The sequence below is a fragment of the Bacillus paralicheniformis genome, from assembly GCF_002993925.1.
GTDB classification, from domain to species: domain Bacteria; phylum Bacillota; class Bacilli; order Bacillales; family Bacillaceae; genus Bacillus; species Bacillus paralicheniformis.
In genome coordinates, this window is the sequence record NZ_CP023665.1 from 4,253,940 (window position 1) to 4,266,717 (window position 12,778).

A 12,778-nucleotide genomic window follows, 5' to 3' on the forward strand; every position below is an offset into this window, starting at 1 on the left:
TTAAATTCCCCCTATCGAAACCAACTAGTCACAAAGTCCTCTGCTTTTGATAAACCCTCTGAAACTGAATCAGAGATATTCGATAATTGTTTGTCGGTCCAGTCTTTCATATCATCCCATCTGTCTTCTACCCATTCACCAGCATCTTCTCCCCACTCTTTTACTGTGTCGCCAACAAATATAGATCCGGTTATTCCAATACCAGCTCCAATAGCTCCCCCAATAAGAGTTCCGGGGCCTGGGCATATAAGTGACCCTAATGCAGCACCTCCAACAGTCACACCTGCTACTCCCGCATCCATTCCAAAGCCAGCTGCCACTCGTCCTGATATTTCAAGGGTAGACTTCCCCTTGTTATCATCATTAATGAATTCAGAAAAATTAGTCACAAAGGAAAATACGGTACCTACTCCAGGGACTTTTTTAAATAGTTTTCCGGGAGCTACTTCATCCTTAAACTTCCCAAGAGTCCCTTTCACATCAAGCTTAGTCTTATAACTCTTCAGTTCCTCTGGCTTATGCTTTAGGAAACTTTGGCTTTCTAAAATCTTTTCATATGATATTCTTGTTGTGTTAGGCCCCAACCCAACAATCTTTCTCAAAAGGCCGCTTGGTTTATTTTGAAATTTGCCGAGCCATTTTTTGATTGGTTTGCTTGAGTTTGGATCGCCTTTTTTCAGGATATTGTAAACAAACTGAGCCACCTTGGAATCGTATTTTCCGTTAGCTCCCTGCGTCCATTTCGGAGAGGCTTTCACACGGAAGTTTCCTTTTCCGTCTTTTTCAAGCTCAAGCATTTTCGTCGCCAGTACATTCACGGCTATGACGCCTTTTGTTACAGCCAAAGCGCCGTTTCCTGTACCGATTAAATCGAGCCATTCAGCGATTCTGCCCATCATTGTCGGATCGTCTTGTTTTTCTGCTAAATCAACGGCTTCGTCAATCATTTGTTTAACGACATCTGTTTCAGAAAAGTAGTTTTCAACCTCTTTAATCGTTTTTTTAGATAGGATCGCGCCTCCCTTTGACCAAGTGTTCACTTTTTCAGTGAGCTTGGAAAGCTGAGCGATCGAATTTGACGATTGTTTTAATATAGAATTAGTATCACGATCAAGCTCTTTTAAATCAGACACTGTGTTGTTCACATGTTTTTTTGCTTCGGAAATATGCTCATTAAATGATGCCAAAGAGATAGATCCGCCCCCAATCAACTGGCTGATTTTATCAAATTCGTCATTAATCGAATCAACCGTATCATTCGTTTGACGTTTCAGTTCTGTTAAGCCCTTTTTGACGTCATGCGTCAGAAACTCTTCTTTTACAAAACCCTCTGTTGATTCATAGGTTCTGATTTTTGCTTTAATATCTTTTAAATTCTGTATGTATTGATCAATAAAGTGCTGAAAATAAAGCAGCACGGGAAGATGAAGAACCGAAAAGTGTTCTTTGATCGCATTTCCGCCTTCTCCTTTTAATGCATCATCAAGCTCTGCAATTTTTTGTACACTTTCCCTTATGGCATTGATTTCTTTTTCCTCTTGCTTTTTTTCCTTAATCAATTGGTCTATCGCGTCAATGACTTCAGAGACATCTAAAACTTTCAAGAGAAAACCAGCCCTCCTTATTTCATTTTTTGAGAGATGTTTTTATCAGTATCAATCAGGACTTTAATGTTTGACCATGCGTCCTTTTCAACTGAAGATAGCGCCTCCTTGTATTTTTTTAATAGCTGCTCGTATTCCTTTTCGATTTTTTTTATTTTGTTCACTACATCCATTGAAGAATTAGTGATATCGGCTTTTGAACCTGCTATCGAAAGTGCGCTGATTTTTGTCTGAAGGCTTGAAAACGCCGTTTTGACTTCTTCTGCTTTTACCTTTATTTCTGCCATTCTTTCACCTCAATGATTGACTTGTTTTTTTATATCTGTAAGCTGTTGTTTTTGTATACTTAGAAACATCTCCATATTAGAGATTTGCATTTCAAGATTTTCAATCTCTTGCTCAATATGTGAAATCAGACCATCTGTTTCTCTCTGTATATTTTGATAGCTGTGTGCAATATTTGATCTTATATTGATAAATTGATTTGTATGTCTACCGTTCCATATATGCGAAGTAATATCTGGCTGATTGATGAGATTGGCATTGTTTGAAAGGGTGTGAAGTTCACCGGTAATAGCTGTTTTTGCTTTTTTCAGTTCAGCGATTTTGCTTTGTGTATCCTTTATATTGTGAGATAAAGAAGAAATATCTTTTTCCAAAGAAGCGATTTTAGCAGCATGGTTTGACATATCGGGTTCACCTCGTTTTTCAGAAAATAAACGTCTGCACGTTACTATTCGCTTATTCCGCAGTATTTCGGTTAGGTATATTGTTGCTCTCCGATTGAATCCAACGTTCTTATAAATCAGACCTTTTTCATATTACAATATCATCCAAAATAGGTAAATAGGATAATGGACTTGGTTTTCTTGGATTTTCTTGAATTGATCCATTCAAGCTTCTCACAATGTTCTTTGAAATAGCATCAGGTGCTTAGTTCAAATGACCTTCTTCAAATCTTGCCATTAAACAAACAGCACACACCCAAGGTTTTCTCAAAATATCCGTTTTTAAAAACCGCCGGATTTTCCGGCGGTTCCCTTTTAACTGCTCCATTTCTTGAATTTTTTAAAATATATACAAAAGGAAATGATTCCGCCAATTATACCTGTCAAAATTGCCAATATGAATGAAATAAACAACAAACCCAAATACCCCCATCCCAGCGCTTCATCCTGGGAAGGTTCGCCCGTCACAAAAGATTGCATGTAAAAATGCGACAGTATGGCATATAGGATAAATGAGCATATACCTATAAGGATAAAGATTAAAACACTAATACCAGAAGATACTAGAATACGTTTGGCCACGTTTAAAAAAACCTCCTATTTATCTATACCTTTCCGTCCATGTAAAAAGATGACACCTAAGACGTATTCATGCTACAAGAAAGATTAAAATAGGTAAATGAGAAAAAAAGCCCATAAAAACAGCACACACCCAAGGGTATGTGCTGTTTCTGCATGTTCTTCTATTCCGTAATCACCGTATGCACGAGCTTCGGCGCTTCGGCTTTCTCAGCGATTTGAATGTTATCGTAGACTTTTTCGATGACGTCATCGACATTTTCGCGGTTTGCGTATAGGGTAACCAATGGTTCGCCTTTTTCGACTGCGTCGCCGACTTTTTTGCGAAGCATGATGCCGACGGCGAGGTCGATTTTATCCTCTTTTGTTGCGCGGCCGGCGCCCAGCAGCATGGCCGCGACGCCGATTTGATCGGCGACGATTTCAGACACGACGCCCGCTTCTTTGGCAGGAATGTCGATTTTGTAGGCAGCCTGAGGCAGCTTTTCAGGGTTATCCGCGACAGAACTGTCGCCGCCTTGGTTCTGAAGGAAACCCTTGAATTTTTGCAGCGCTTTTCCGTTTTTCATTACATCGATCAGTTTCTCTCTTGCTTCGTCAAGGGTCTCTGCCTTTTTGGCGAGAACGACCATTTGGCTGCCCAATGTTAAGACAAGCTCAGTCAAGTCTTCCGGACCTTCCCCTTTTAATGTATCGATCGCCTCTTTCACCTCAAGGGCATTTCCGATGGCAAACCCCAGCGGCTGGGACATGTCGGAGATGACAGCCATCGTTTGGCGGCCGACATTGTTTCCGATGCGGACCATCGCTTTCGCAAGGTTGACGGCGTCTTCATCGGTTTTCATAAAGGCGCCGGCGCCTGTTTTGACGTCAAGGACAATCGCGTCCGCCCCTGCGGCGATTTTCTTGCTCATAATCGAGCTGGCAATCAGCGGGATCGAATTGACCGTGCCTGTCACATCGCGAAGGGCGTACAGTTTTTTGTCAGCAGGCGTCAAGTTTCCGCTTTGGCCGATGACGGCAACCTTGTCGCGGTTGACAAGTTTGATGAATTCGTCTTTAGAAAGTTCCACGTGAAACCCTTTGATCGCTTCGAGCTTGTCAATTGTTCCCCCTGTGTGTCCAAGGCCGCGGCCCGACATTTTGGCGACCGGGACGTCGAGAGCCGCAACAAGCGGCGCAAGTACGAGCGTCGTCGTGTCGCCGACGCCTCCTGTTGAGTGTTTGTCGACTTTGATGCCTTCAATCGCGGAAAGATCGATCGTTTCGCCTGAGTTGACCATCGCCATCGTAAGATCGGCCCGTTCTCTGTCCGTCATGTCCTGAAAATAGATGGCCATCGCCAGAGCGCTCGCCTGATAGTCAGGAATGCTGCCGTCTGTGTAGCCTTTAATGAAAAATTGAATTTCTTCTGTTGTCAATTCTTCTCCATTTTGTTTTTTAGTGATGATATCAACCATTCTCATTGTGATCACCAGTCCTTTTTTCAATGTTTATCAATAGATCAATCCTACAACGGTCGCTGTCAAGAAACTGACGAGCGTTGCGCCGTATAGCAATTTCAATCCAAAACGTGCGACGACGTTTCCTTGTTTCTCATTCAGTCCTTTAACAGCGCCGGCGATAATTCCGATCGATGAGAAATTGGCAAATGAGACGAGGAAGACAGAAACAATCGCTTCGGTGCGGCCGCTGAAATGGAAGCTGCCTTGTGCGAGAGACTGCATCGCGACAAATTCATTTGAGACCATCTTGGTTGCCATGATACTTCCAGCATTCACCGCTTCATGCCATGGAATACCCATCAGGAAGGCAAACGGCGCAAAAATAAACCCGAGCAGTTCCTGGAATGATATGCCTAGTGCGGCGCTGAAAATGCCGTTAATCATTGCGATGATCGCGACAAATCCGATCAACATGGCGGCCACGACGACGGCGACTTTAAAGCCGTCCATAATATATTCGCCCAGCATTTCAAAGAAGGATTGTTTTTCCTCTTCCTGTACCTCTACCATATCAAGTTCTCGATCGACTTCATAAGGATTGATAATCGAAGCGATAATAAATCCGCCGAATAAGTTCAATACGAGCGCGGTGACAACGTATTCTGGCTTCAGCATCGTCATATAGGCGCCGACGATAGACATCGAGACAGTTGACATCGCTGAAGCGCACAGCGTGTAAAGTCTGTGCTTAGGCAGCAGCCCCAGCTGCTTTTTTAACGAAATGAATACTTCAGATTGCCCCAGTATCGCCGAGGCCACGGCATTGTATGACTCAAGTTTGCCCATCCCGTTGATTTTGCTAAGCGCAAGACCAATATATTTTATAATAAACGGAAGGATTCTCCAATATTGCAAAATACCGATTAAAGCAGAGATAAAAACAATCGGGAGCAGCACGCTGATGAAGAATGTGGATTCATTCACATTCACCAGCCCGCCAAAGACAAAATTTACACCTTCTGCGGCATATTCAAGCAAATACCCGAAGCCTTTGGCAAACCCGCCGACGAGATAGTTTCCGACGCCCGTGTTCAGCAAAACATATCCCAATGCAAATTGCAGCACGATCATGACGATAACCGGACGGTACTTCACTCTTTTTTTTCCGCTGCTGACCAGCCATGCAAGCCCTAAGACGACAAATAAACCGATGAGCCCGATAAGATATTTCATGTTTTGATCCTCCTGGGGATGTATTCGCTTACATTTTTGTATCTGTGCGCAGGAAGCTTTCGCTTCCCGCCGCACTGGATCTTAGTAGTTATCTTCATTTTTCCCTTCTGCTCCGCTGACGATGGAAACGCCTGCGCTTGCACCGATCCGGGTCGCTCCGGCTGAGATCATGCTTTCAACGTCCTCTTTTGTTCGAATGCCTCCGGATGCTTTGACACCGATGTCGGGTCCGACTGTTTTCCGCATGAGGGCAATATCTTCCGCTGTCGCTCCGCCGGTTGAGAACCCGGTTGAAGTTTTGACAAAGTCGGCACCGGCAGCAACAGCCAAGCGGCAAGCCCGCTCTTTTTCCTCGTCTGTCAACAGACACGTTTCAATGATGACTTTAACAAGCGCTTTACCTTTTGCGGCTTCAACGACTTCGCGGATGTCCGCCTCGACAAAGTCATCGTCTCCGTCTTTTAAAGCGGCGATGTTGATGACCATGTCCACCTCTGTCGCGCCTTTTGCGATCGCGTCTTTCGTTTCAAACGCTTTTGTTTCTGTCGTGTTGGCGCCCAGCGGAAAACCGATGACTGTGCAAACATCGATTTCCGTTCCTTTCAGCTCTTTGGCGGCGAATTCAACCCATGTCGGGTTGACGCAAACTGAAGCGAATTGGTGTGTTTTCGCTTCTTCTATTAATTTTTCAATCTCGGATTTTTGTGTATGCGGTTTCAATGCTGTATGATCAATGAGATTTGCAATCGTCATATACTAGCACTTCCTTTGTATAAGATAGTTTCAGCATAACCGATTTTTGAACAAATGTAAATTACCATATGAAATTTTGTTCAATAGAAAATAAAGTAAAATCCAGGCTGTTCTTCCTGGACACTTTAATCATCTAGCAGTTCTTTCGCCGTATGCTGATCAATAATCAGCACATTGGCATATTTGCCTTTTAGTGCACCATGAATAGCGGCTTTTTTCCGGCTGCCGCCCGCTACGAGAATCGACCGTTCTTTTTCCCTCAAGTCAGCCAATTCAATGCCGATCGTCCGCGAGTCGATAGCATGGCTGCAAATGTTTCCCTCCGCATCAAAAAAGCGCGAACAAATATCGCCGACTCCACGTTCTTTCAGAAGGGCTTTTTCCTCTTCATGAAAATACCCCAGCCTGAACAGCAGGGCTTCATCACGGACCGTGCCGACTGTAAATAACGCAATGTTCGCCTGTTTGCCCATTTCTATGATCCGCTTAATGTGCCTGTCCCGCTCTACCATCTGTTTAACTTCCGGATTGTCAAACACGACCGGAAGCGGCAAATACCTCGGCATCGTTTGAAAGGCTTCGGCAAACAGCTGAATCGTTTCAGACGAATAGGTGTTGACACTTGAGTGGCTGATTCCGCCTTTCAGTTGTACGACCTCTGCGCCCTTCACCTGTTTGGGCTGCATATTTTGGGCGATTTGGTACATTGTCGTTCCCCAGCTGACGCCGACAATGTCGCCGTCCTTGACTGCGCCGTGCATGTATTCGGCTCCGAAGCGGCTGAGATAATGCGTGATGGTCGTATAATCCGCGGTCGGCGAAAAAACAACATGTGCTTCCATGAGCCCGTATTTTTCCTCAAGCATCGCACCGAGCGCATCCATATCTTCAAACGGATCCATGACGCGGATTTGGACATACCCCTTTTCCTTGGCGAACTGCAGCAGCCTTGATACCGTCGGTCTTGAAATCTGCAGCTGTTCGGCGATTTGCTGCTGGCTGTAGTCAGACTGATAATAGAGCCTCGCAGCTTCAATGCTCAATTGCTGTTTTTCCTTGTCCATCACGTTCCTCCCCTTTAGTAACGCTTTAACCCATATTATATAGGTTCATGCTCCTTCTCATCCAGCTGAATTGCAAAAAGACGGCCAGTATGCCGGCCCATGCGCCACTACATGTGTTCATATCATATCTTTATCCTTTATATATACATCTTTTTCTGCTGTCAGTTCTTCAGCTGCGCTTGTCCGCCGGTAAAACACGGTTTCATCTCATAGCTGAATCAATACCTCACCAAGATTTTTTCTGGTTGCTCTGGTCTCACACAGGCTATCCATTCACGTCCTCCGTTTATTTCCTTTGGTATTTTTTTATGAAAATCAATACGAAAATCCTTCTATTGATGGAAAAACATTTTATTATTGGACTTACGTCCTCTTTTTGGATAGTCCAAAAAGATCAAAAAAATCTAGCAATCTCCATTTTTTCATTTATAATAAGTAAGTCAAAATTATTCTCAAAAAAAACATTCGGGGTGATCTATCGTGAAAGCACCCGTGAGGTATATATGGATTGGTATGATCCTGTGCTTTTTATCGGCCAGTCTGGCCGTCGGTTGTATCAAAGCTGAAGATCAGTCAGATGATGACAAAAATGATGAAGCGCTGCAGCCTGCCGAACACTTCGTTTACCATCATTTAATGAGCGATCAGGGACTGATTAAAACCAGCTTTTCTGACCAGCCTGTTTACTTGTCGGAATCGCTTGGCTTGTGGATGGAATTTTTGATCAGTAAAAAAGACGGCGAGCATTTTCATGAGCAATATCAGCACCTGACCGAATCCTTCCTGATGAAAAACAACCTGGTCTCATGGCAAATCCAAAACGGCCAGGCAAGCGGGGTAAACGCCTTGATCGATGATCTCAGAATCATGGTGAGCCTCGATCAAGCGGCAGCTCTATGGGGAAACAGCGAGTATAAACAAACCGCTCTGAACATCGGTTCCGCATTAAAAACGCACAACATGAACAACGGGATATTGACGGACTTTTACGACTCCGCCTCTCAATCCGCATCAAAGGATATCACGCTTTCCTATATCATGCCAGATGCGCTATCCGTCTTGAAAAAAAACGGAGTGATTGATAAGGATACCGAAAGGCGGAACGCCAACATTCTTTACCGCGCCCCTTTGAAAAACGGTTTTCTCCCGAAAGTGTACAGTACAGAAACGAAAGCATACACCTATGACCATGAAGTCAATCTCATTGATCAGCTTTACACAGCTTGGCATTTACCGCCGAAGGATCAAAAAGCCGCTGTATTAGCGGATTGGCTCAAACAGACGTTTCAAACCGGCGGCAAACTGTATGGCCGGTACTCGATCGATACAAAAAAGCCGGCGGTTCAATACGAATCTCCATCCGTCTACGCTTTGGCGATATTATTTTTCATCAACCAAAACGAAGATCAAGACGTCATCAAAGCGCTGTATGATCGAATGAATGATTTTGAAATTCTTGATTCGTCTGAGACGTATTATGGGGGATATATGAGCGGAAATGATACGCATTCTTTTGATAACCTGCTGCCTCTATTAGCCGAAAGGAAGCTTTTAAATGAAAATATCATTCAATGATTCGCAAAAAATGTTCGCTTATATGACGGGAATAGCAGCAGCTCTTGCGTTGTTCATCCATTATGTCTCAGCCCCGCAGTCCGAATCCATTCTCATCATTTGCATCACACTTGCCATCATCGCAGCGGGAATATGGCTCGGATCGATTTACGCACTGGCTGGGACGATCATCGTCCTGTTTGTTCTCGGAACTTTGATGATGTTTCTTCACACAGACGCTTCGTCTGAAACGGAATTGCAAACCCTCGTCATCTGGGGAATAGCGCTTTTGCTGTTCTCCTTCATGTCAGGGAGAATCCATGACATCGCGATCGGACTTCACCGCTCTGTCAAACACCTTCAAGACGAGATCAATAGCTTCGTTGCAATTGACAGGGTGACAGGCTTTGATAATAAACAGAGGATGAAGCTGGAGCTCTCGGAAGAAATCAAGCGGGCAGAGCGGTATGGCAACTCATTTGTTTTTTTACTGCTGCAAATGCATTATTTCAAAGAGTTCAAATCCCTGTACGGAGAAAAAGAAACCGACCGTCTCTTTCAATTTGTCAGCAGTCAAATCAGATCATGTGTCCGGGAAACGGATAAAAGATTCCGGCCTGCCGAAGAGCGGTTTGGCATCCTGCTGACACACACGCCTGCTGAGCATATGCCTGCCGTCCTTGAAAAACTGAAGAAACAGCTGGACACATACCAGCTGAAAAACGGCAAGTATGTCACCTTGACCTTCCACGTGTGCCACTTATCATATCAAAACGATTTAAAGACTGCTGAGCAATTTTTAGAAGAACTAGAAAACGAGATGATGATGAATGAACTGTAAGCGGATATTACTTCTATGCGCGGCTGTCCTTATCCTGGCTGCGGTTTTTCATGTTCCGGACACCGCCGGGGCAAAGCAGCAGGAGCGCGGCATTCTCATCATCTATTCAACATTGGACGGCAAAAAATCAGCCGATGTGAAAATGCTCGACCTTATCGCCGGCCATTTTACATCTCATGTGACCGTTGTAAATGATGCGGATGTCAAAGCTGCGGATCTGGCAGGAAAAGACCGCGTCATCTATTACGGACAAACGAAAAGAAAGCTGAACAAAAAGCTCGCGCAGCTGATCAGCTCCTTCCAAAAACCTGTGACAGCGATCGGCTTTAACGCCGGGCAGTTCAGCCAATTTGCAGATCTTTCGCTGAAAAGCGAAGACAATGTGTATCAGATTCGCAGCACAAATGAGGAACACGATACCTCTTTAGAAAGCGGAATTCGTGTCCTTGAGGTATCAGGCTTGAAGGGAAAAGCGTTGTACACATACAAAGCTGACGACGGAAAAGCTCGCCCATTCGCATGGAAAACCGGCAAAAGTAACGTGTACATCGGTTTAACCGATTTGCTCAACAACAACCTCCTCGCCGCTAAGCTGCTCAGACAGGCATTTGGTGAAACCCCGGACAGCACGCTGTTATATTTGCGGCTTGAGGATATCAGCCCAATGTCGGATGAAAAACTGCTGCTCCAAGCCGGGGCTTATCTGCATAAACGAAATATTCCTTTTATCCTTTCTGTGATTCCGGTATATGTCAATCCTGAAACGGGCGACAAAGTCTATATGTCTGAAAAGCCGAAGCTTGTCAACGTGCTGAGAAAGCTGCAGGATATGGGCGGCAGTGTAATTGTTCACGGGTATACCCATACATACCGCTACAGCGAAACCGGTGAAGGATTCGAGTTTTGGGATGCTAAAGCCGATCAGCCGATCACATCGCAAAATGCGAAAGAGCCCGCGACCCTTTTGCAAAAGGAACAGAACTTTCCGAATGAAGAAGCATATCAAAACTATTTGAAGCCGTTCAGAAAAAATGAGGAAACGTACACGCGGCAGAAGCTGACGAACGCTATTGAAGATCTCACCGCAGAAGGACTGTATCCGCTCGCGTTTGAAGCGCCGCACTATACGATGTCAGAGCACGGCTATCAGATCGCCTCACAGTATTTTACAAGCTTGTTAGGCCAGGTTCAGCTTAGCGATACAACATGGAAAACGTCAGGCGCCGGGCCTTTTGTTACCAAACCGGCAATACTCCATGGGATGACGCTCTATCCTGAGACCATCGGCTATGTTGATCAATCGGATCAAAATCCGCTCGGCAAAGTCGAGGAACGCATCTCTCAAATGATCGATTTTGAAGGCGGAGTAGCCGGCGCATTTTATCATCCTTATCTTGGAATGAAATATCTCCCTGAGCTGGTTGATCAAATGGAACGCATTCCGAACAGCGAATGGCTCGATATTAAAAAGACAAAGCAAACCGTTAAAACAGATAAAGTGGAAATTCACACAAGCGGAGATGGAACGATTCAAGTTAAAAGCAAAGTCAGCGCCATTGAGACGTTTTTCGATCATCACCAGCAAAGCCCGCTGGAAAAGGCGCTTTGGATTCTCTCTCTTATTGTGCTCTTGTTTGTTGTCATGTTTGTGAGCTATACCCTTTACTTGAGAGCCACATTAAAAAAACGAATCTTTAAGGAGAGAAAAAACCGTGGGTAATGTTCTGTTCCTAGTCTCTTTAAGCTTAATATGGGTCATGCTTCTGTATCACATGTTTCTGATGCAGGGCGGATTCCGCCACTATATGACCTTCGAACGGAACATGCCGAAGTGGAAAGAGAACGTGAAGGATCTTCCGAAGGTCAGCGTTCTGATTCCTGCGCATAACGAAGAGGTCGTGATTCGGCAGACGCTGAAGGCGATGGTGAATCTCTATTATCCGAAGGACCGGCTGGAGATTATCGTCATCAACGACAATTCATCTGACCGGACGGGCGACATTGTAGGTGAGTTTTCCAGACAATACGACTTTATTAAAATGGTCGTGACCAAACCTCCGCATGCCGGAAAGGGAAAATCGACGGCGCTCAATTGCGGTTTTGCCGAATCAAGCGGAGATGTCATTTGTGTGTATGACGCCGACAACACGCCCGAAAAAATGGCTGTTTATTACCTTGTCCTCGGGCTCATGAATGATCAGAAAGCCGGAGCAGTGGTGGGAAAATTCCGCGTCATCAATGCGGCGAAAACATTGCTCACAAAATTTATCAACATCGAAACGATTTGTTTCCAATGGATGGCACAGGGCGGGAGATGGAAATGGTTCAAAATCGCCACGATCCCCGGCACCAATTTCGCCATCAGGAGAAGCATTATCGAACAGCTGGGCGGCTGGGACGATCAGGCGCTCGCGGAGGATACCGAGCTTACGATCCGGGTCTACAACCTCGGCTACCACATCCGCTTCTTCCCGGCGGCCGTCACTTGGGAGCAGGAGCCGGAAACGTGGAAAGTCTGGTGGCGTCAACGGACAAGATGGGCGCGCGGCAACCAGTATGTCGTCCTGAAATTTTTGGCTCAATTTTTCAAGCTGAAGAGGAAACGGATTATTTTTGATTTGTTTTATTTCTTTTTTACGTATTTTTTGTTTTTCTTTGGTGTCATCATGTCAAATGCGCTTTTTGTGATCAATTTATTTTATAATCTGCATCTTTCATTCGGTTTTTTGTCTATCATCTTATGGGTTTTGGCTTTCTTTCTATTTATGACGGAGGTCATGATTACACTGAGCATCGAAAAAACAGAAATGAACAGGCAGAACTTTTTCATCGTTTTTCTGATGTACTTTACATACTCGCAGGCTTGGATTGCGCTCGTGATTTATTCTTTATTCGTCGAAATCAAGCACCGCCTGTTCAAGCAAGAGGTTAAATGGTACAAAACAGAACGATACAATCAAAAGAAAAGCGGGTGACT

The 12,778-nt window shown here is 44.6% G+C and carries 12 protein-coding genes; 4 read left to right on the forward strand and 8 right to left on the reverse strand.

The genetic code is table 11. From position 1 onward, the window contains the following. Positions 1–11 precede the first annotated feature (11 nt). The 8 genes from CP943_RS21690 to CP943_RS21725 form a co-directional block, all read right to left on the reverse strand. Positions 12–1,604, reverse strand: a complete 1,593-nt coding sequence (locus CP943_RS21690; protein ID WP_105981322.1) for a ribonuclease YeeF family protein — start codon at positions 1,602–1,604, stop codon at positions 12–14. A 17-nt stretch (positions 1,605–1,621) separates the two neighbouring features. Next, positions 1,622–1,891 carry a YwqI/YxiC family protein gene (locus CP943_RS21695; protein WP_020453522.1) on the reverse strand — a complete coding sequence of 90 codons (270 nt, stop codon included), beginning with the start codon at positions 1,889–1,891 and terminating at the stop codon, positions 1,622–1,624. 9 nt (positions 1,892–1,900) lie between these two features. After that, positions 1,901–2,293, reverse strand: a complete 393-nt coding sequence (locus tag CP943_RS21700; RefSeq protein WP_023856887.1) for a DUF5082 domain-containing protein — start codon at positions 2,291–2,293, stop codon at positions 1,901–1,903. A gap of 354 nt (positions 2,294–2,647) precedes the next feature. Beyond that, positions 2,648–2,914 (reverse strand): hypothetical protein, encoded by a 267-nt coding sequence (locus tag CP943_RS21705; RefSeq protein WP_026580364.1) that lies wholly within the window; start codon positions 2,912–2,914, stop codon positions 2,648–2,650. Between the two features lie 161 nt (positions 2,915–3,075). Next, entirely contained in the window at positions 3,076–4,377 is a 1,302-nt protein-coding gene (locus CP943_RS21710; protein ID WP_026580365.1) for a pyrimidine-nucleoside phosphorylase, read from the reverse strand. Between the two features lie 30 nt (positions 4,378–4,407). After that, positions 4,408–5,589, reverse strand: a complete 1,182-nt coding sequence (locus tag CP943_RS21715) for a NupC/NupG family nucleoside CNT transporter (protein ID WP_105981323.1) — start codon at positions 5,587–5,589, stop codon at positions 4,408–4,410. Positions 5,590–5,670: 81 nt separating this feature from the next. After that, the gene (gene deoC, locus CP943_RS21720) at positions 5,671–6,342 is read right to left on the reverse strand and encodes a deoxyribose-phosphate aldolase (protein ID WP_026580366.1); all 672 of its coding nucleotides are present in this window, start codon (positions 6,340–6,342) and stop codon (positions 5,671–5,673) included. Between the two features lie 125 nt (positions 6,343–6,467). Then, positions 6,468–7,406, reverse strand: a complete 939-nt coding sequence (locus CP943_RS21725; protein ID WP_020453527.1) for a DNA-binding transcriptional repressor DeoR — start codon at positions 7,404–7,406, stop codon at positions 6,468–6,470. 513 nt (positions 7,407–7,919) lie between these two features. Here CP943_RS21725 and CP943_RS21730 point away from each other — a divergent pair. From CP943_RS21730 to CP943_RS21745, 4 genes are read left to right on the forward strand one after another with little or no spacing between them, the layout of a single operon-like run. Beyond that, positions 7,920–8,981 carry a lipoprotein YdaJ gene (locus tag CP943_RS21730; protein ID WP_206761232.1) on the forward strand — a complete coding sequence of 354 codons (1,062 nt, stop codon included), beginning with the start codon at positions 7,920–7,922 and terminating at the stop codon, positions 8,979–8,981. Continuing rightward, on the forward strand, positions 8,962–9,801 hold the full coding sequence (locus CP943_RS21735; protein WP_026580368.1) for a diguanylate cyclase domain-containing protein: 840 nt from the start codon (positions 8,962–8,964) through the stop codon (positions 9,799–9,801). The genes CP943_RS21730 and CP943_RS21735 overlap by 20 nt, the downstream gene beginning before the upstream one ends. After that, positions 9,791–11,521, forward strand: a complete 1,731-nt coding sequence (locus tag CP943_RS21740) for a DUF2334 domain-containing protein (protein WP_025810543.1) — start codon at positions 9,791–9,793, stop codon at positions 11,519–11,521. Before CP943_RS21735 ends, CP943_RS21740 begins: the two co-directional genes overlap by 11 nt. Then, entirely contained in the window at positions 11,514–12,776 is a 1,263-nt protein-coding gene (locus tag CP943_RS21745; protein ID WP_020453531.1) for a glycosyltransferase family 2 protein, read from the forward strand. Before CP943_RS21740 ends, CP943_RS21745 begins: the two co-directional genes overlap by 8 nt. Positions 12,777–12,778: the final 2 nt, after the last annotated feature.